At 58.5% G+C, this 17,702-nt stretch carries 22 protein-coding genes; 11 read left to right on the top strand and 11 right to left on the bottom strand.

What is annotated here, in order from left to right:
- Nucleotide 1: 1 nt before the first annotated feature.
- From mlaD to BW43_RS16725, 3 genes are read right to left on the bottom strand one after another with little or no spacing between them, the layout of a single operon-like run.
- On the bottom strand, nt 2–469 hold the full coding sequence (gene mlaD / locus BW43_RS16715) for an outer membrane lipid asymmetry maintenance protein MlaD (RefSeq protein WP_003171814.1): 468 nt from the start codon (nt 467–469) through the stop codon (nt 2–4).
- Complete coding sequence (gene mlaE, locus BW43_RS16720; RefSeq protein WP_010213107.1) at nt 469–1,266, bottom strand: lipid asymmetry maintenance ABC transporter permease subunit MlaE; 798 nt, start codon at nt 1,264–1,266, stop codon at nt 469–471. Before mlaE ends, mlaD begins: the two co-directional genes overlap by 1 nt.
- A complete protein-coding gene (locus BW43_RS16725) occupies nt 1,266–2,075 on the bottom strand; it encodes an ATP-binding cassette domain-containing protein (RefSeq protein WP_003171811.1) in 810 nt (269 codons plus the stop codon). The genes mlaE and BW43_RS16725 overlap by 1 nt, the downstream gene beginning before the upstream one ends.
- Nucleotides 2,076–2,386: 311 nt before the next feature.
- On the opposite strand from BW43_RS16725, the gene BW43_RS16730 reads away from it, so the two are divergent.
- The 10 genes from BW43_RS16730 (at nt 2,387) to BW43_RS16775 (ending at nt 9,410) form a co-directional block, all read left to right on the top strand.
- Complete coding sequence (locus tag BW43_RS16730) at nt 2,387–3,361, top strand: KpsF/GutQ family sugar-phosphate isomerase (RefSeq protein ID WP_032886281.1); 975 nt, start codon at nt 2,387–2,389, stop codon at nt 3,359–3,361.
- Nucleotides 3,362–3,886, top strand: a complete 525-nt coding sequence (locus tag BW43_RS16735; protein WP_032886280.1) for an HAD family hydrolase — start codon at nt 3,362–3,364, stop codon at nt 3,884–3,886. It begins immediately after the preceding gene.
- 8 nt (nt 3,887–3,894) lie between these two features.
- Complete coding sequence (lptC, locus tag BW43_RS16740) at nt 3,895–4,467, top strand: LPS export ABC transporter periplasmic protein LptC (protein WP_032886279.1); 573 nt, start codon at nt 3,895–3,897, stop codon at nt 4,465–4,467.
- Nucleotides 4,454–4,987: a lipopolysaccharide transport periplasmic protein LptA gene (gene lptA / locus BW43_RS16745; protein ID WP_032886278.1), complete on the top strand. Its 534-nt coding sequence runs from the start codon at nt 4,454–4,456 to the stop codon at nt 4,985–4,987. Before lptC ends, lptA begins: the two co-directional genes overlap by 14 nt.
- Complete coding sequence (lptB, locus tag BW43_RS16750; RefSeq protein WP_004372092.1) at nt 4,987–5,712, top strand: LPS export ABC transporter ATP-binding protein; 726 nt, start codon at nt 4,987–4,989, stop codon at nt 5,710–5,712. The genes lptA and lptB overlap by 1 nt, the downstream gene beginning before the upstream one ends.
- Before the next feature lie 197 nt (nt 5,713–5,909).
- Nucleotides 5,910–7,403: an RNA polymerase factor sigma-54 gene (locus BW43_RS16755; protein ID WP_032886277.1), complete on the top strand. Its 1,494-nt coding sequence runs from the start codon at nt 5,910–5,912 to the stop codon at nt 7,401–7,403.
- A 75-nt stretch (nt 7,404–7,478) separates the two neighbouring features.
- On the top strand, nt 7,479–7,784 hold the full coding sequence (gene hpf, locus BW43_RS16760; protein WP_017138237.1) for a ribosome hibernation-promoting factor, HPF/YfiA family: 306 nt from the start codon (nt 7,479–7,481) through the stop codon (nt 7,782–7,784).
- Nucleotides 7,785–7,796: 12 nt separating this feature from the next.
- Nucleotides 7,797–8,261 carry a PTS IIA-like nitrogen regulatory protein PtsN gene (gene ptsN / locus BW43_RS16765; RefSeq protein WP_032886276.1) on the top strand — a complete coding sequence of 155 codons (465 nt, stop codon included), beginning with the start codon at nt 7,797–7,799 and terminating at the stop codon, nt 8,259–8,261.
- Nucleotides 8,262–8,263: 2 nt separating this feature from the next.
- Nucleotides 8,264–9,121 (top strand): RNase adapter RapZ, encoded by an 858-nt coding sequence (gene rapZ / locus BW43_RS16770; protein ID WP_032886275.1) that lies wholly within the window; start codon nt 8,264–8,266, stop codon nt 9,119–9,121.
- Between the two features lie 16 nt (nt 9,122–9,137).
- On the top strand, nt 9,138–9,410 hold the full coding sequence (locus BW43_RS16775) for an HPr family phosphocarrier protein (RefSeq protein WP_032886274.1): 273 nt from the start codon (nt 9,138–9,140) through the stop codon (nt 9,408–9,410).
- Nucleotides 9,411–9,447: 37 nt separating this feature from the next.
- On the opposite strand, the gene BW43_RS16780 is transcribed toward BW43_RS16775, so the two are convergent.
- The 6 genes from BW43_RS16780 to pmbA form a co-directional block, all read right to left on the bottom strand.
- Entirely contained in the window at nt 9,448–10,341 is an 894-nt protein-coding gene (locus tag BW43_RS16780; protein WP_032886273.1) for a ZIP family metal transporter, read from the bottom strand.
- A 33-nt stretch (nt 10,342–10,374) separates the two neighbouring features.
- Nucleotides 10,375–10,986 (bottom strand): superoxide dismutase, encoded by a 612-nt coding sequence (locus BW43_RS16785; protein WP_032886272.1) that lies wholly within the window; start codon nt 10,984–10,986, stop codon nt 10,375–10,377.
- 1 nt (nt 10,987) lies between these two features.
- On the bottom strand, nt 10,988–11,416 hold the full coding sequence (locus tag BW43_RS16790) for a hypothetical protein (protein ID WP_032886271.1): 429 nt from the start codon (nt 11,414–11,416) through the stop codon (nt 10,988–10,990).
- Between the two features lie 27 nt (nt 11,417–11,443).
- Complete coding sequence (locus BW43_RS16795; RefSeq protein WP_032886270.1) at nt 11,444–12,820, bottom strand: aspartate ammonia-lyase; 1,377 nt, start codon at nt 12,818–12,820, stop codon at nt 11,444–11,446.
- Nucleotides 12,813–13,208, bottom strand: coding sequence for a hypothetical protein (locus tag BW43_RS16800; RefSeq protein WP_032886269.1), 396 nt, complete (start codon nt 13,206–13,208; stop codon nt 12,813–12,815). The genes BW43_RS16795 and BW43_RS16800 overlap by 8 nt, the downstream gene beginning before the upstream one ends.
- 141 nt (nt 13,209–13,349) lie before the next feature.
- Nucleotides 13,350–14,696, bottom strand: coding sequence for a metalloprotease PmbA (gene pmbA / locus BW43_RS16805; RefSeq protein WP_032886268.1), 1,347 nt, complete (start codon nt 14,694–14,696; stop codon nt 13,350–13,352).
- 108 nt (nt 14,697–14,804) lie between these two features.
- Here pmbA and yjgA point away from each other — a divergent pair, with 108 nt between their 5' ends.
- Nucleotides 14,805–15,326: a ribosome biogenesis factor YjgA gene (gene yjgA / locus BW43_RS16810; RefSeq protein WP_017138246.1), complete on the top strand. Its 522-nt coding sequence runs from the start codon at nt 14,805–14,807 to the stop codon at nt 15,324–15,326.
- Nucleotides 15,327–15,371: 45 nt separating this feature from the next.
- Here the strand turns inward: yjgA and tldD are convergent, their stop codons facing one another.
- Nucleotides 15,372–16,814, bottom strand: coding sequence for a metalloprotease TldD (gene tldD, locus BW43_RS16815; RefSeq protein WP_032886267.1), 1,443 nt, complete (start codon nt 16,812–16,814; stop codon nt 15,372–15,374).
- 16 nt (nt 16,815–16,830) lie between these two features.
- Nucleotides 16,831–17,679 (bottom strand): carbon-nitrogen hydrolase family protein, encoded by an 849-nt coding sequence (locus BW43_RS16820; RefSeq protein ID WP_032886266.1) that lies wholly within the window; start codon nt 17,677–17,679, stop codon nt 16,831–16,833.
- Nucleotides 17,680–17,702 lie beyond the last annotated feature (23 nt).

The following is a 17,702-nucleotide window of genomic DNA, read 5'->3' as shown; positions in this document are numbered from 1 at the left end:
CTCATTTGGCGTCTTTATTGACCGTATTGAGCAAAAATTTTCCGATCAGGTCCTCAAGTACCAGCGACGACTGAGTGTCGTGGATGGTCGAACCATCCTTGAGCAGGGCTGTTTCCCCGCCCACGCTGACACCGATGTACTTCTCGCCCAGCAGCCCCGCAGTGAGGATAGATGCAGTAGAGTCGGTAGGCAGATTATCCACCTTCTTGTCCAGTTGCATCGTCACTCGCCCGGTGAAGCTGTCGCGATCCAGATCGATTGCCGTGACCTTGCCAATGGTTACACCGGCCATGGTCACTTTAGCTCTGACAGTCAAACCGGCGATATTGTCGAAGTATGCGTAAAGTTTATAAGTATCGGCGGTTGGGCTGGCCGAAAGACCGCTGACTCGCAGAGCCAGCAACAGTAAAGCCAGGATGCCAGCCAGCAAGAAAAGGCCGACACCGATTTCCACAGTGCGGTTTTGCATCAGAAGTCTCCAAACATCAAGGCGGTCAAAATGAAGTCAAGGCCAAGTACTGCCAGCGAGGCGTACACAACGGTCTTGGTGGTGGCACGACTGATCCCTTCTGAGGTGGGCTCACAGTCATAGCCTTGGAATACGGCGATCCAGGTCACTACAAAGGCGAAGACGATGCTCTTTATAATGCCATTGAGCACGTCACCACTGAAGGTCACGCTGTTTTGCATGTTGGCCCAGTAGGAGCCGTCGTAGACGCCAAGCCAGTCCACCGCTACCCACGAACCGCCCCAGATACCGACCACGCTGAAGATCATCGCCAGCAATGGCAGGGAAATGAAGCCGGCCCACAGGCGCGGGGCAACAATGTATTTGAGCGGGTCCACACCGATCATTTCGAGGCTGGACAGCTGCTCGGTAGACTTCATGTTGCCAATTTCGGCAGTCAACGCGGAACCTGCGCGCCCGGCGAACAGCAACGCGGTCACCACCGGTCCCAGTTCACGTAGCAGCGTCAGGGCAACCATCTGCCCCACTGCCTGCTCCGAACCGTAGCTGGACAGGATATTGAAGCCCTGCAACGCCAGCACCATGCCGATGAACACCCCGGAGACCACAATGATCACCAGGGACATCACACCCACAGAATGCAGCTGCTTGATCAACAGGCCAAAGCCACCGCCAATACCGCCGCGGCCGAGCAAGGCGTGGAACAGGAAAATCGTCGAGCGGCCGAGCACTTCGACGATGTCGATGCCGGAGCGACCGAAAAGGCGAACTTTCTCGATAAGAGATGTTTTGCGCATCAACGCTTCCCCAGAAGATCTGAGCGGTAATCCGCTGCCGGAAAGTGGAAAGGCACAGGGCCATCGGGGTCGCCGGTCATGAATTGGCGAATGCGCGGGTTGTCGGCGTTCATCAGCTCTTCAGGCGTACCCTGCCCCAGCACCTGGCCATCACCGACCACATAGAGGTAATCGGCAATGCTCGCGGTTTCTGCAAGGTCGTGGGAGACCACGATACTGGTGATACCCAGGGCATCGTTGAGCAGACGGATCAGTCGTACCAGCACCCCCATGGCGATCGGATCCTGACCGACGAAGGGCTCGTCGTACATGAGAATCTGTGGATCGAGGGCAATGGCTCGCGCCAGGGCCACACGGCGCTTCATGCCGCCGGACAGTTCGTCGGGCATCAGATCAATTGCGCCACGGAGGCCGACGGCCTGCAATTTCAGCAACACAATGTCGCGAATCATTTCGTCGGACAGCTGGGTATGCACCCGCAGCGGAAACGCTACGTTCTCGAACACATCGAGGTCGGTGAACAGCGCACCGCTCTGGAACAGCACGCCCATATGCTTGCGCGCATCGAACAGATCACTGCGCGACAGCGTAGGCAGGTTTTGGCCATTGACCCACACTTCGCCGGCGCTGGGACGCAATTGCATGCCCATCAACCGCAACAGCGTGGTCTTGCCGCAACCGGACGGCCCCATGATGCCCGTGACCTTGCCACGGGGAATGCGAATATCGACGTTATTGAAGATGCTGCGCGTCCCGCGCTTGAAGGTCAGTCCCTTCAGCTCGACCGCGTAGGCGTTATCGGCACTCATCTAAACTCCTTGGGATGCAGCCTCTCACTCAGACACCACGCATGCGACAAACGTTTGCAACGGCGACGCATATAGATAGCCACATGGGCTGGGCGGACCGAACTGGCGGCGAACTATATCACTGCTCGTACAAGGCGCCCAAGGCCGGAACAGCGCTAGTTCAGTTTGGGGACAGGGAAAAAACGTTGCCGACTGTGTGACTGAGGATCGATCTCAGTCCCCTGCTGAATAAAGCCTGACGAACTTGCGTGAGGGAATTGATCATTACCGCTATAATCGCCGACTTTTCGTCAGGCTATACGATTTCAGACATGAGCCAATCCAGCGACCTTATCCAATCCGCACAACGCACCATCCGCCTCGAAGTCGAAGCCGTAGAAGGCTTACTGGCCCATATCGACGCAGATTTCGTACGCGCCTGCGAGATGATTCTGGCCAGCAAGGGCCGCGTTGTCGTGGTCGGCATGGGCAAATCGGGCCACGTCGGCAACAAGATCGCCGCCACCCTGGCGAGCACCGGGACCACGGCGTTTTTCGTGCATCCGGCGGAGGCGAGCCACGGCGACATGGGCATGATCACCAAAGATGACATCATCCTGGCGCTGTCCAACTCCGGTACCACCAACGAAATCGTGACCCTGCTGCCGCTGATCAAGCGCCTTGGCATCCAGATGATCAGCGTCACCGGCAACCCGGAGTCGACGCTAGCCAAGGCTGCCGATGTTAACCTGAACGTTCACGTCGCCCACGAAGCCTGCCCGCTGAATCTGGCACCGACCTCCTCCACTACCGCTGCCTTGGTTATGGGCGACGCCCTGGCCGTTGCGCTGCTTGAAGCTCGCGGGTTCACCGCTGAAGACTTCGCGTTCTCCCACCCGGGTGGCGCGCTGGGCCGCCGCCTACTGCTGAAAGTGGAAAACGTTATGCATTCAGGCGATGAATTGCCCCACGTCCAGCGCGGCACTTTACTGAAGGACGCGCTGATGGAAATGACTCGCAAGGGCCTGGGCATGACCGTGATCCTTGAAGCTGATGGCCGCCTGGCTGGGGTATTCACCGACGGCGACCTGCGCCGCACCCTGGACCGCACCATCGATATCCACACTGCGACCATCGATGCAGTGATGACGCCACACGGCAAGACCGCACGCCCTGAGATGCTGGCAGCTGAAGCATTGAAGATCATGGAAGACCACAAGATCGGCGCCCTGGTGGTTGTCGATAGCGACGACCACCCGGTTGGCGCCCTGAACATGCACGACTTGCTGCGTGCGGGAGTGATGTAAATGACCAGCGACCTGTTGCAACGCGGCAAAAACATCAGACTGGCGATTTTCGACGTTGACGGCGTGCTGACCGATGGCCGCCTGTACTTCCTCGAAGACGGCAGCGAATTTAAGACGTTCAACACCCTCGATGGCCAAGGCATCAAGATGCTGATGGCTGCAGGCGTGCAAACCGCGATTATCAGCGGCCGAAAAACGCCCGTTGTGGAACGCCGCGCACAAAACCTGGGGATTCCTCACCTGTATCAGGGCCGCGAGGATAAACTGGTAGTTCTGGACGAGCTTCTTGGCCAACTCAACCTAAGCTATGAGCAGGTCGCCTACTTAGGCGATGATCTGCCCGACCTGCCGGTCATTCGTCGAGTAGGGCTTGGCATGGCCGTCGCCAATGCGGCGGCGTTTGTTCGCGAGCACGCCCATGGCATCACCTGCGCCCGTGGTGGCGAAGGTGCAGCCCGCGAGTTCTGCGAACTGATCCTGCGAGCCCAAGGCAGCCTTGAAGCGGCCCACGCCGCCTACCTATAGAGCGTTTTATGCTGAGTAAAAAGATTCGCAACTTCCTGTTATTCGGGGTCATTGCCGCGCTGTTCCTCGCGGTGGGCTACTGGAATATCAGTCCGGGGCGCTTCCTCGACCAGCCTGTTGCGCAGGTCGACGAGGGGGCCATCGACTATTACGCCACCAATGCCTATAGCGTGCAGTTCCTGCCCGACGGCAAGCTGCAGTACGAAATGACGTCGGACAAAGTCGAGCACTTGAAGGCCACCGAAGTCACTCTGCTGACTAATCCGGACCTGAACCTGTACCGCGGCACCGAATTTCCGTGGCATGTCACCAGCAAGCGTGGTGAGGTGAACCCCGACGGCACCGAGGTAGAACTGATTGACTCGGTACGTGTTGCGCGCACGGATGCCAAAGCCCGTGACACGGTGATTACCAGCAGTCGCATGACCGTATTCCCGCAGAAGCAATATGCGCAGACCGAGCAAGACGTTAGAATCGACGGCGCTGGCGGTGTATCGACTGGCAAGGGAATGAAAGCGTATTTGAAAGAAAGCAGGATACACCTGCTATCGAACGTAAGAGGACAGTATGAGGCTCGTTAAAACTCTCCCTATTTTGCTCGGTTTGGGCGCAGCACTGGGAAGCGTGAGCGCCTGGGCTCTGCCGAACGATAGCCAGCAACCGATCCACATCTCGGCTGATGATGCGCAACTGGATGACAAGCAAGGTGTTGCCACCTATACCGGCGGCGTAATCATCACCCAAGGGTCGATGAAGATCACCGGTAATACCGTGACACTGACGCGTACCCAAGCCGGTGACATCGACGTCGTGACCTCAGTGGGCAACCTGGCTTACTTCGAACAGAAGCAGTCCGCTGCCGACACTGGCCCGATGAAGGGCTACGGCAAGACCATTCAGTATCACGCCCAGCAGAATCGCATTGTGCTGATCGACCAGGCCAAGGTGCTCAGCCCCGATGGCAACTCCACGGAAGGTGAAAAGATCACCTATGACACCGTGAAACAGATCGCTAACGCCGGTCGTGCCAATGGCAGCAAGGTCACCGCACCGCGCCCACGCATCGACATGGTTATCCAGCCGAAGAAGAAGACCGAGTAATGGCAACCCTGAAAGCCCAGCATCTGGCCAAGGCCTATAAAAGCCGTCAGGTCGTGCGCGACGTCAGCCTGTCGATCGACAGCGGCCAGATCGTCGGCTTGCTCGGCCCCAACGGCGCAGGCAAGACCACATGCTTCTACATGATTGTTGGCCTGGTCCAGGCGGATCAGGGTCGCGTACTGATCGACGACCTGGATGTCAGCCACCAGCCAATGCACGGTCGTGCACGCGCGGGTATCGGCTATCTTCCTCAAGAAGCATCGATCTTCCGCAAACTGTCAGTTGCCGACAACATTATGGCCATCCTTGAAACTCGCAAGGAACTGGACCGTGACGGCCGCCGACAGGAGCTGGAAAGCCTGCTGCAGGAATTCCATATCAACCACATTCGCGACAACCTTGGCATGAGCCTGTCCGGTGGTGAGCGGCGTCGCGTGGAAATCGCCCGCGCCCTGGCCACTGCCCCCAAGTTCATTCTGCTGGACGAACCGTTTGCCGGCGTCGACCCTATCTCGGTTGGCGACATCAAGCAGATCATCCATCACCTCAAGGCCAAGGGCATCGGCGTACTGATCACCGATCACAACGTGCGTGAGACCCTCGATATCTGCGAAACCGCGTATATCGTCAACGATGGTCAACTGATCGCAGAAGGCGACTCCGCCACCATCCTGGCCAACGAACTGGTCAAGGAAGTGTACCTGGGTCACGAGTTTCGCCTGTAAAGCCGCCTGCACAAACAAGGCGGTGGCAGGTCGTTTGCCTGATGCGCGGGAGTCAATGAAAACCTCCGGTTTTTTATTGTTACCGCGCTCTAGGCAAAGCCCTCGATATCAGGCATATAATTTGCTTATGTTTGGCGCTCACGCGCCCTGTCGTGGATGGCGCGTTGCGCCGGCGAATAAGGTGTTAAGCCCCTGCCATGAAACCATCGCTAGTCCTAAGAATGGGCCAGCAGCTGACGATGACACCGCAGCTGCAACAGGCCATCCGCCTGCTCCAATTGTCGACCCTGGACCTGCAACAGGAAATCCAGGAGGCCCTGGAGTCTAATCCGATGCTCGAACGCCAGGAAGAAGGCGACGACTTCGATAATGCAGACCCGTTGGCCGACAACATCGAGCAAAAGCCCAACGCAGACGTGCAGGAACCGTCCTACCAAGAGACCGCCCCTACGGTGGATAACCTTGAGGAAGGCGATTGGAACGAACGCATTCCCAACGAGCTTCCCGTAGACACTGCTTGGGAAGACGTCTACCAGACCAGCGCCAGCAGCCTTCCCAGCAACGACGATGATGAGTGGGACTTCACTACCCGCACGTCCGCCGGCGAAAGTCTGCAGAGCCATTTGTTGTGGCAGCTGAACCTCGCGCCGATGTCGGACACCGATCGCCTGATCGCCGTCACCCTGATCGATTGCATCAATAACCAAGGCTATCTGGACGAGACACTCGAAGAGATTCTTGAGGCCTTCGACCCCGAACTAGATATCGAACTGGACGAAATCGAAGCCGTCCTGCACCGCATCCAGCAATTTGAGCCCGCGGGTATTGGTGCGCGCACCCTTAGCGAATGCCTGCAGCTGCAACTGCGCCAGCTGCCCGCCAAGACCCCATGGCTCGCCGAGGCCCAGCGCCTGGTCACCGACTACATCGACCTGCTCGGCAGCCGCGATTACAGCCAACTGATGCGTCGCATGAAGCTCAAGGAAGACGATCTGCGCCAGGTCATCGAGCTGGTGCAAAGCCTCAACCCGCGTCCCGGCTCGCAGATCGAGTCCAGCGAGGCCGAATACGTAGTTCCTGACGTGATCGTGCGCAAGGACAACGAGCGCTGGCTGGTGGAACTTAACCAGGAGTCAGTGCCACGCCTGCGAGTCAACCCGCAATATGCAGGTTTCGTGCGACGCGCCGACACCAGTGCCGACAACACCTTCATGCGCAACCAGTTGCAGGAGGCGCGCTGGTTCATCAAGAGCCTGCAAAGCCGTAACGAAACCCTGATGAAAGTCGCCACGCAGATCGTCGAGCATCAGCGCGGCTTCCTGGAATACGGCGATGAAGCGATGAAGCCTTTGGTTCTGCACGATATCGCCGAAGCGGTAGGCATGCACGAGTCGACGATTTCCCGCGTTACCACGCAAAAATTCATGCATACCCCACGGGGTATTTATGAGTTGAAATACTTTTTCTCCAGCCATGTCAGCACCTCAGAAGGCGGCGAATGCTCCTCCACGGCAATCCGCGCAATCATCAAAAAACTGGTTGCCGCGGAAAATCAGAAAAAGCCGTTGAGTGACAGCAAGATCGCTGGTTTACTGGAGGCACAAGGCATTCAGGTCGCCCGTCGAACCGTCGCCAAGTACCGCGAATCCCTTGGGATCGCGCCTTCCAGCGAGCGTAAGCGTTTGATGTGACGGGCGGGCCACAGCGTTCCAGTGGCGGGTATTCCTACCCGCCGCTTTATGCACTGGCAACGAAGGAGAAGCTGTATGCAAGTCAACATCAGTGGACACCATGTAGAAGTCACCCCTCCCCTGCGCGAATATGTCGAGCAGAAGCTGAAAAGGCTTGAGGGTCATTTTGACAAGATCACCAATGTGCAAGTGATCATGAAGGTCGACAAGCTTCAGCAGAAAATCGAAGCGACCCTACAGATTCCCGGTGGCGAAGTAGTCGCCAACGCCGAGCATGAAGACATGTATGCATCAATCGATGCCTTGACTGACAAGCTCGACCGCCAACTTAAAAAGCATAAGGAAAAGCAGCAGAGCCTTCTTCAGGGCACAGGCCGCTAACACTCCCCACCCATGATTCGACTTGAAACCATCCTGACCCCCGGCCGCTCCCTCGTGAACGTGCCGGGCGGCAGCAAGAAGAAAGCCCTCGAACAAATTGCCAACCTGATCAGCAGCCAAGTGCCTGAACTGGAGATGCAAGATGTCTTCGAGGCTCTGATTGCCCGTGAAAAACTGGGTTCCACCGGTTTTGGCAACGGCATCGCCATTCCTCATTGTCGCCTCAAAGGCTGTGAGACACCTGTCAGCGCGCTGCTGCACTTGGACGCGCCTATCGATTTCGATGCCATTGATGGCGCCCCGGTCGACCTGCTGTTTGTTCTGCTGGTCCCACAGGCCGCCACCGATGCGCACCTGGAACTGCTTCGGCAGATCGCCAGCATGCTCGACCGCAAAGAAGTACGCGACAAACTGCGCAGTGCCGGCAGCAACGAGGCGCTGTACCAAGTTGTCCTGGATGAGCAAAACGGGCAGTAATCATGCGTTTGATCATCGTCAGCGGCCGCTCCGGCTCGGGTAAAAGTACCGCCCTCAACGTTCTTGAGGACAACGGCTTCTATTGCATCGATAACCTGCCGGCCGGCCTACTGCCGGAGTTGGCGGAACGCGCTCTGATCCACACCGAGCTGGCGCAACCTCTGGTTGCCGTTTCGATCGACGCCCGCAACCTGCCCAGCCACCTCTCTCGGTTCCCGGAACTGTTGGAAGAAGTGCGCGCCAAGCATATTCATTGTGATGTGCTGTACCTGGACGCCGATGAAGAGACGCTGCTCAAACGCTTCTCCGAAACCCGTCGACGCCACCCCCTCAGCAGCCCTCACCGTTCTCTGGCTGAAGCCATCGAGGACGAAACCAAGTTGCTGGGGCCGATCATTGACCTCGCCGACCTTAAGATCAACACCACCGGCCTTAACCTTTACCAGCTGCGCGATGCCATCAAACTGCGCCTGCTGAACCAGCCGGAGCCTGGCACGGCGTTTCTCGTCGAGTCTTTTGGCTTCAAACGTGGCATGCCGGTGGATGCCGATCTGGTGTTCGACGTGCGCTGCCTGCCCAACCCCTACTGGAAGCCAGAGTTACGCGACCAATCAGGGCTGGACCTACCTGTGGCTGAGTACCTAGCCGCACAGCCGGATGTGGAGGAGATGTTCCAGGACATTTCCAGCTATCTGCTGAAGTGGCTGCCGCGCTTTGCCGCGAGCAACCGGGCCTATGTCACTATTGCCATTGGATGCACCGGCGGTCATCACCGTTCGGTATACCTGACCGAGCGCTTGGGCCAAGCACTGCAACAAACCCTCAAGAACGTCCAGGTTCGCCACCGCGACCTTAGCTGAAAGGAACACCTGCGCGATGCCCGCTCTGGAAATTGAAATCATCAACAAGTTGGGCTTGCACGCCCGCGCCTCGGCCAAGTTTGTCGGAGTAGCCGGGCAGTTCCCCTGCCAGATCAGGGCTGGACGCACACCTGAAAGCATGGTCGACGGCAAAAGCATCATGGCGATGATGATGCTGGCGGCCGGCAAAGGCACCAAAATTCATTTGAAGACCGAAGGCGAGCAAGACCAGGAAGCGATGGAAGCTCTGGTGGCGTTGATCAACAACTACTTTGATGAGGGTGAGTAACCTCACCCTTTGACACAAACGTGAAGCCGCAACGGCTTCACCCCAATGCGGTATCCATCGCCATCATCAAGCAAAATCCAATGCAGAGCCCCAAGCTGGCGAGCTTTTCGTGGCCATTGCGCCGCGACTCCGGGATCACCTCATGGGTCACTACCAACAGCATCGCCCCGGCAGCCAGCGCCAGCCCCAAAGGCAACAACACCTCGGCCAGGCTCACCAGCCAAGCGCAGAGCACGGCAAACACCGGTTCCACCAAGCCTGAAGCAGCACCAATCAGGAATGCCTTGGCCCGCGACATCCCTGCCCCGGCCAACACCAACGCAATCACAAGACCTTCGGGCACATCCTGCAAGGCGATGCCCATGGCCAAGCTGTCGGCATCCGGCATGCCGCCGCCGGCAGAGACGCCAACCGCCATGCCTTCCGGAATGTTGTGAGCAATGATAGCGAACACGAATAGCCAGATGCGCGGCGGTATCACCGGCTTGTCCGGTGTGCCCACCAGCATTTCCGGACTCGCGCCGGAGACCCTGCGGTCAACCAGATAGAGCCCGAACGCTCCCAACATAATGCCGAAACTGATCAGCCCGCTCGCGCCCCAGGACGTAAGCCCCAGGCTTTCTGCAGCAGCGATACCCGGTACCACCAGTGAAAAGGCGGTTGCAGCCAGCATCACGCCAGCCCCAAAGCCCAGCAAGGTATCGCTCACGGCCACCGGCATCCGCCGAATCACCAATACCGGAACCGCGCCCAGCGCAGTACCGAGCGCGCAGATCGCCCCGCCCTGCAAAGCACGCAGGATGCGCGGTTCAAGGTCCAGCCAGGCCAGCCCGTGGGCCACCAGCAATGCAGTACCTGCCAGTAGCAGTAGCGAGCCAAGCGCATAGCGAAACAGTCGCACGCTGCCGATCGCCAGTGTATCAGTGCCCATAGTCGGCCTTAGATCTTGTTATAGAGGTAAATGTCAGGCCATAGCAGCCTGATAGCGTGCGGCAACTTCTGGCCAGTTAATAACACTGTAGAAGGCATTGATGTATTCCGGGCGGCGGTTCTGGTAGCGCAAATAGTAAGCATGCTCCCATACGTCCAGGCCGAGGATCGGCGTGTTGCCGCTCATCAGCGGGCTGTCTTGGTTACCGCTGCTTTCCACGACCAAGGTCTTTTGCGGCGTAACGCTCAGCCAAGCCCAGCCGCTGCCGAAGCGGGTCAATGCGGCTTTGGTGAAGGCCTCCTTGAAACTATCAAAACCTCCAACTTGCTCGTCAATTGCCTTGCCCAATGCGCCCTCTGGCTTACCGCCCCCTTGAGGTGACATCACCGCCCAGAACAGCGAGTGGTTAGCGTGGCCGCCACCTTGGTTGATCACGGCTGCGCGAAGCTTTTCCGGTAGTTGCTGCACGCTGGACACCAGTTTTTCCACCGGCCAGCCGGCGAACTCAGTGCCCTCGACGGCGGCATTAAGGTTGTTGATGTAGGTCTGGTGATGCTTGGTGTAATGAATTTCCATGGTTTGCGCATCAATATGCGGCTCCAGGGCATCGTAGGCGTAAGGCAAGGCAGGCAAGGTATAGGTCATATCAATGTGCTCCGTATTGAGGCGTAGTCGGTTGCGCCGCAGTACCGCCCAGTAAGCGATGGGTGCGCGGGTACTCGCCGTGATCGCTGATGAAATTCAACAGTTCGACGTAAGTCTTGCTGCTCTGGCGCAGGGCCGCCTCCCGCAGCTGCGGGCTCAGGCGCGCGTCCTGCATGGTCTGCAGCAAGCGCTGGTGAATGGCGCAAAGGTATTCGGCGCTTTCCTCAGGCTGATTCAAGTGCAGGTGCAGGTCAGCCAGGTTGTGATGGGAAATGACGCAAGCCGCCACTGCTTCGTCGGCATTCGCCCAGCGTTCGAACAACACCTGGGCCAAGGCCAGGGCTTGCAAATAGGCCTCGCGAGCGTCAACCAACTCGCCTTGCATAAAGCAGCGATTGGCCCGTTCGATCGTGCGCTTCCAGTGCTCCATGGTGAGCCTCCAAAGCAGAGTCGGTGATTAAACGCCGCCAGCCGTGAGCTTTTCCGGATCCAGCAGGATTTCCAGTTGGCTGCGCGGCAAGTCGGTGTGCTCAAGGGCGACATCAATCACTGGACGGCCTTGCTGATAGGCCTTCTTGGCGATTTCAGCAGCCTTTTGGTATCCAATGATCGGGTTGAGTGCAGTAACCAGTATCGGGTTGCGCGACAGTGCTTCCTTGAGCTTGGCTTCATTGACCTTGAAGCTGGCGATGGCTTTGTCCGCCAGCAGGCGGCTGGAGTTGGCCAGCAGTTCGAGGCTGCTGAGCAGGTTATGGGCGATGATAGGCAGCATCACGTTCAGCTCGAAGTTGCCGGATTGGCCAGCGACGGTAATCACCGTGTCATTGCCAATGACTTGTGCAGCCACCATGGCAGTCGCTTCAGGGATTACAGGGTTGACCTTGCCGGGCATGATCGAAGACCCCGGCTGCAGGCCTTCCAGCTCGATCTCACCCAGGCCGGCAAGTGGACCGGAGTTCATCCAGCGCAGGTCATTGGCGATTTTCATCAGCGATACGGCGGTGGCTTTCAGTTGGCCGGACACCGCCACGGCTGTGTCCTGGGAACCAATCAGCGCAAACAGGTTTTTACCCGGAGTGAATTTCACATCCGTCAGGCTGCTTAGTTGCTGACTGAAACGCGCCGCGAATTCCGGATGGGCGTTGATCCCAGTGCCCACCGCCGTTCCGCCTTGCGCGAGGGCCTGCAGGCTTGGCAGCAAGTCCTGCAGATGACCGATATTGGCTTTGAGTTGCTGCGCCCAACCATCGAGTACCTGACTCATACGGACCGGCATGGCGTCCATCAGGTGCGTGCGGCCTGTCTTGATGAACGGGTGAACTTCTTTGGCTTTCTGCTCGATCACCTGCACCAGGTGAAGAAGCGCCGGAAGCGTTTGCTCGTGCAATACCAGCGCCGCGCTGACGTGAATAGTGGTCGGGATAATGTCGTTGCTGCTTTGGCCGCAGTTGACGTGATCGTTCGGGTTCACCGCTTCGCCCAGCAAACGGCTGGCGAGGGTCGCGATCACTTCGTTGGCGTTCATGTTGGAGCTGGTACCAGAGCCGGTCTGGAAGATATCCACCGGGAAGTGCTGCATGAAGTCGCCTTCCAGCAACCCTTGGGCAGCATCAACGATGGCCTTGCCCTGCCCTTCGCTGATTTGCTTGAGGTCGACGTTGACCTTGGCGGCAGCAGCCTTGGCAAGGATCAAGGCGCGAATAAACTCTGCCGGCATACGTTGGTGGCTGATAGGGAAGTTGTTCACTGCGCGCTGGGTCTGTGCGCCATACAAGGCCTCGGCAGGCACTTGCAGTTCGCCCATGCTGTCGCGTTCGATACGGGTGTTACTCATCGTTAGATCCTTGCACCAGGTCGGAGTGGGAGATTGATGGCAGCAATTCGCACGTCGCCAATTGCCAGGCAAAGGTCTGCCAGCGCTTGAGGCGGCAGGCACAGTGGGAGAGTTTTTCCAAGTCGCGCAGAGGGCGCCAAGCCTGATCCAGGCAAGTGGAACGCCAATGCCAAGGCAAGGCGATATCACTGGCGGTATCGATTAACAGGCGGAATGACGTTTCAGCGATCGTCCACGGATGAGTCGCAGTGCAGCACGCCAGGTATCGACCCTCATTTAGGTAATGTTCGATCAGGCGAGGTTCATTAGGATCGAGGCCGCAGCGAATCTGACGACTCATCCAGCGCCAGCTTTCCAGGTACGGATCCTCATGCAGGACAGAACTCATGATCCACGCTCATTCGATAATGATATTTATTATTAAATGATATTGAGAATCAAAGCAACGGCAGCATTGTGATCGCCCTGAATTCCAAGCACAAAAAAAGCGCGCTATCCGTGGGATAGCGCGCTTCTCAGAGAGGATCGATCAGCTGCCGGCGACAGTCATCCGCTCGATCAACACCGACCCGGTGCGAATATTGCTGCGCAGTTCCAGATCGTTACCCACGGCAACGATCTGCTTGAACATGTCACGCATATTGCCGGCAATCGTCACTTCCTGAACCGCGAACTGAATCTCGCCATTTTCCACCCAGAAACCCGCCGCGCCGCGGGAGTAATCGCCGGTGACCATGTTCAGGCCGTGCCCCATCAATTCGGTTACCAGCAGGCCACGTCCCATACGCCGCAACAGCGCTGCCTGATCTTCATCGCCATGGGTCACGAACAGGTTATGTACGCCGCCGGAGTTGGCAGTGCTGGGCAGGCCGAGTTTGCGACCTGAGTAAGTACCCAGTACGTAAGACACCAACTCACCGTTCTCGACGAACGGCTTGGCGTACGTGGCCAGGCCATCGCCATCGAACGCCGAGCTGCCCATGGCGCGCATCAAGTGCGGACGCTCATCAATGGTCAACCAATCGGGGAAGAGCTTCTGGCCAATGGCGCCTTCAAGGAACGACGACTTGCGATACAGATTGCCGCCCGAAATCGCGCCAAGGAAACTGCCAAACAAACCGCCCGCCAACTCCGCTGAAAACAGCACCGGCACTTCGCAGGTTGGCACCGGACGGGCGCCCAGGCGGCTAGCGGCACGTTGTGCGGCACGCTGACCAATGCTGACCGGGTCGGCCAGCAGTTCACCCTGACGGCTCACGTCATACCAGTAATCACGCTGCATCTGGCCATTGGCCTCGGCGATCATCACGCAGCTCAAGCTATGACGGGTGGATGCATATCCCCCGATAAACCCGTGGCTGTTGCCATAAACACGACAGCCTTGGTGAGTATTCAACGTGGTGCCATCGGCGTTCTTGATGCGGGCATCAGCATCAAACGCAGCGGCTTCACAGGTCAGCGCCAGCTCAATGGCCTGCTCGGGCGTAATGTCCCAGGCATGGAAAAGATCGAAATCCTTCAAGTCCTTGGCCATCAGCGCTTTGTCTGCCAGACCTGAGCTTTCATCTTCGGAAGTGTGCTTGGCAATCGCCAACGCGGCGGCCACAGTCTCGCGAATGGCTTCCGGGCCACTGGCGGAGGTACTGGCCGACCCTTTGCGCTGCCCAGAATACAAGGTGATGCCAAAGCCCTGGTCGCGGTTGAATTCAACAGTTTCCACTTCCCGCTGACGTACCGACGTCGACAGACCCTGCTCCAGCGAGACCGCAACTTCACAGGCACTGGCCCCCTGGCGCTTAGCCTCGGCAAGGATCTGCTCGACTTGTTCCTGCAGGGCCGGTAACGCTTGCGGACCGACGCTTTGGGCTGCACTCATGGTTTTCTCCACTCAAATTCTGCTTTCGGTTAAGGCCATCGAGCGACCGGGCCGGACAAGCGGCCCCCGACTGGTTATCATGGCGGCGTTTCTTTGCGGACTGCCACCATGGTTGATTCTTACGACGACTCCCTCGATGGGGAGAAAAGCAAAACCCAGGTCAAACGTGAGCTGCATGCTCTGGTTGACCTTGGCGAGCGCCTTACAACGCTCAAGAAAGACTTGATTGCAAAACTGCCACTGACCGACGAGATGCGCCGGGCGCTTGCTGACGCACCCAAGCACACTGCGAATATCGCGCGTAAACGGCACATCATGTTTATCGGCAAGCTGATGCGCGATCAGGACACTGACGCCATTCTGGCCTTGCTTGATCAAACCGATGCCTCCACTCGCCAGTACAACGAACGTTTCCATAATCTGGAACGTTGGCGTGACCGCCTGATCTCGGGCGATGACGCAGTGCTGGAGAAATTCGTGCTGGACTACCCGGATGCGGACCGCCAACAACTGCGCTCCCTGATCCGTCAGGCCCAGCATGAGCAGGCGCATAACAAGGCGCCCGCCACCAGCCGTAAAATCTTCAAATACATCCGTGAGCTGGACGAGACTCAACGCGGACTGCGTTGATGCCCTTCCCCGGGTGGCGGTCTTCGCCACCCGAAGCTCCATCCCTTACGACCCCGTGCCACCCACGGTGATCGCATCAATTTTCAGGGTTGGCTGGCCGACACCGACCGGTACTGACTGCCCATCTTTCCCGCACACGCCGACGCCGCTGTCCAGCGCCAAGTCGTTGCCGACCATCGACACCTTGCTCATGGCTTCCGGGCCATTGCCAATCAACGTTGCCCCTTTGACCGGCGCGGTAATCTTGCCGTCTTCGATCAGGTATGCCTCGCTGGTGGAGAACACGAATTTGCCACTGGTGATATCCACTTGGCCGCCGCCGAGGTTGGCGCAGTAGATACCGCGTTTAACCGAGGCGATGATTTCCGCCGGATCGCTTTCGCCACCGAGCATGTAGGTGTTGGTCATGCGGGGCATCGGCAGGTGCGCGTAGGACTCACGGCGGCCGTTACCGGTGCGCGCCACGCCCATCAGGCGGGCATTGAGTTTGTCTTGCATGTAGCCCTTGAGCACACCGTTTTCAATCAGGGTGGTGCATTCAGTGGGCGTGCCTTCGTCATCGACGCTCAGCGAACCACGGCGACCAGCCAAGGTTCCGTCATCGACAATGGTGCAGAGCTTGGACGCAACCATCTCGCCCATACGCCCGCTGTAGGCAGAGCTGCCCTTGCGGTTGAAGTCACCTTCCAGGCCGTGGCCCACGGCTTCGTGGAGCAATACCCCTGACCAGCCAGAACCCAGCACCACCGGCAGCGTACCCGCCGGGGCCGGAATAGCTTCCAGGTTCACCAACGCCTGGCGCAGCGCTTCACGGGCATAGCCCATCGCGCGGTCTTCAGTAAGGAAATAACGGTAGTCAGTACGCCCGCCGCCGCCATGCCCACCGCGCTCGCGGCGACCGTTCTGTTCGACGATCACACTGACATTGAAGCGCACCAAAGGCCGTACATCCGCCGCCAGGCCGCCGTCGGTGGATGCCACCAGGATGCGCTCCCACACACCGGCCATGCTCACGGTGACCTGCTGGATACGTGGATCCAGGGCGCGGGTAGCCGCGTCGATGCGCTTGAGCAAATCAACCTTTTCCGCCCGGCTGATCACTTCCAAAGGGTTGTCCGGCGCGTATAGCTGGGCAACGTCCTGAGTACTGAACGCTTGCACCGTGCCATTTTGGCCAGCCCGGGAGATAGAACGCGCTGCACGTGCGGCAAGACCCAAGGCCTCCAAAGTGATTGCGTTGCTGTAGGCAAAACCGGTCTTTTCACCGGATTGCGCGCGCACGCCGACACCTTGGTCGAGGTTGAAACTACCTTCCTTGACGATGCCATCTTCCAGCGCCCAGGACTCGGAAATCTGGCCCTGGAAATACAGGTCAGCGGCGTCGATTCCTGGCCCGGCAAGATCGCCCAACACGGTTTGCAAGCTTTCGATGGTCACGCCACCGGGTGCCAGGAGGTGTTCACTGACTGAGGACAACAACTCGCTCATAGGTTTGGCCTTAAATTCATCGTTCTGAAGCAGGTCGCTGCGCGCCCTGCGAGAAAAAGCGCCGATGGTTGACCACCGGCATGCGCGCCCGTATCGACGCCTGTTCACTACTATCGCGCTCGGCCAGCAACACCGCTTCGCCTTGATCCTGTTGTGTCAGCACACGCCCCCATGGGTCGACAATCGCTGCATGACCATAGGTTTCCCGTGGCCCCGGATGCACGCCGCCCTGGGCCGCCGCCAGCACATAGCACTGGGTTTCGATGGCCCGTGCGCGTATCAGCACGTCCCAGTGCGCGGCACCGGTTACAGCGGTAAAGGCCGAGGGCGCAGTGATCAATTCAGCCCCCGCCGCCCGCAACTCGCTGTACAGCTCAGGAAAGCGAAGGTCGTAACACACCGTCAGGCCCAAACGGCCGACCGGTGTATCCGCCACCACCACGTTACTCCCGAAAGCATAGTCGTCGGACTCCCGATAGCGACCCCGGGCATCCGCCACATCCACGTCAAACAAATGCAGCTTGTCGTACCGAGCAACGATTTCGCCATGATCATCGATCAACAGCGAGCAGGCATTGGATTTGGAGTTCGGTTGGTCCTTGGGCGGCAACGGCAATGTGCCGGCCACTATCCATAAGGTGAGGTCGCGGGCGGTCTGTTTCAACCACGGCAGGATCGGACCTTCGCCCAGAGCCTCAGCCCGACCGATGTCCGCCACGTCGCGGCGGCCCATTGCGGCGAAGTTTTCCGGCAGCACCGCCAGCTTCGCGCCGCCCGCCGCCGCTTTTTCCAACAAACGCCGAGCCTGTGCCAGATTGGCCAACACATCGCTCTGGCTGACCATTTGAATTACCGCAAAGGACATGAGCCGACACTCCGTAATGGGCA

This window comes from Pseudomonas sp. RIT357 (assembly GCF_000632245.1).
Classification (GTDB): domain Bacteria; phylum Pseudomonadota; class Gammaproteobacteria; order Pseudomonadales; family Pseudomonadaceae; genus Aquipseudomonas; species Aquipseudomonas sivasensis.
The sequence above is the reverse complement of the archived record's forward strand: the minus strand, read 5'-3'. Positions and strand labels throughout refer to the sequence as shown.

Excerpts from the sequence above, each read along its gene's own strand:
- mlaD (WP_003171814.1), bottom strand. The coding sequence starts at position 469 with ATGCAAAACCGCACTGTGGAAATCGGTGTCGGCCTTTTCTTGCTGGCT.
- mlaE (WP_010213107.1), bottom strand. The coding sequence starts at position 1,266 with ATGCGCAAAACATCTCTTATCGAGAAAGTTCGCCTTTTCGGTCGCTCC.
- BW43_RS16725 (WP_003171811.1), bottom strand. The coding sequence starts at position 2,075 with ATGAGTGCCGATAACGCCTACGCGGTCGAGCTGAAGGGACTGACCTTC.
- BW43_RS16730 (WP_032886281.1), top strand. The coding sequence starts at position 2,387 with ATGAGCCAATCCAGCGACCTTATCCAATCCGCACAACGCACCATCCGC.
- BW43_RS16735 (WP_032886280.1), top strand. The coding sequence starts at position 3,362 with ATGACCAGCGACCTGTTGCAACGCGGCAAAAACATCAGACTGGCGATT.
- lptC (WP_032886279.1), top strand. The coding sequence starts at position 3,895 with ATGCTGAGTAAAAAGATTCGCAACTTCCTGTTATTCGGGGTCATTGCC.
- lptA (WP_032886278.1), top strand. The coding sequence starts at position 4,454 with ATGAGGCTCGTTAAAACTCTCCCTATTTTGCTCGGTTTGGGCGCAGCA.
- lptB (WP_004372092.1), top strand. The coding sequence starts at position 4,987 with ATGGCAACCCTGAAAGCCCAGCATCTGGCCAAGGCCTATAAAAGCCGT.
- BW43_RS16755 (WP_032886277.1), top strand. The coding sequence starts at position 5,910 with ATGAAACCATCGCTAGTCCTAAGAATGGGCCAGCAGCTGACGATGACA.
- hpf (WP_017138237.1), top strand. The coding sequence starts at position 7,479 with ATGCAAGTCAACATCAGTGGACACCATGTAGAAGTCACCCCTCCCCTG.
- ptsN (WP_032886276.1), top strand. The coding sequence starts at position 7,797 with ATGATTCGACTTGAAACCATCCTGACCCCCGGCCGCTCCCTCGTGAAC.
- rapZ (WP_032886275.1), top strand. The coding sequence starts at position 8,264 with ATGCGTTTGATCATCGTCAGCGGCCGCTCCGGCTCGGGTAAAAGTACC.
- BW43_RS16775 (WP_032886274.1), top strand. The coding sequence starts at position 9,138 with ATGCCCGCTCTGGAAATTGAAATCATCAACAAGTTGGGCTTGCACGCC.
- BW43_RS16780 (WP_032886273.1), bottom strand. The coding sequence starts at position 10,341 with ATGGGCACTGATACACTGGCGATCGGCAGCGTGCGACTGTTTCGCTAT.
- BW43_RS16785 (WP_032886272.1), bottom strand. The coding sequence starts at position 10,986 with ATGACCTATACCTTGCCTGCCTTGCCTTACGCCTACGATGCCCTGGAG.
- BW43_RS16790 (WP_032886271.1), bottom strand. The coding sequence starts at position 11,416 with ATGGAGCACTGGAAGCGCACGATCGAACGGGCCAATCGCTGCTTTATG.
- BW43_RS16795 (WP_032886270.1), bottom strand. The coding sequence starts at position 12,820 with ATGAGTAACACCCGTATCGAACGCGACAGCATGGGCGAACTGCAAGTG.
- BW43_RS16800 (WP_032886269.1), bottom strand. The coding sequence starts at position 13,208 with ATGAGTTCTGTCCTGCATGAGGATCCGTACCTGGAAAGCTGGCGCTGG.
- pmbA (WP_032886268.1), bottom strand. The coding sequence starts at position 14,696 with ATGAGTGCAGCCCAAAGCGTCGGTCCGCAAGCGTTACCGGCCCTGCAG.
- yjgA (WP_017138246.1), top strand. The coding sequence starts at position 14,805 with ATGGTTGATTCTTACGACGACTCCCTCGATGGGGAGAAAAGCAAAACC.
- tldD (WP_032886267.1), bottom strand. The coding sequence starts at position 16,814 with ATGAGCGAGTTGTTGTCCTCAGTCAGTGAACACCTCCTGGCACCCGGT.
- BW43_RS16820 (WP_032886266.1), bottom strand. The coding sequence starts at position 17,679 with ATGTCCTTTGCGGTAATTCAAATGGTCAGCCAGAGCGATGTGTTGGCC.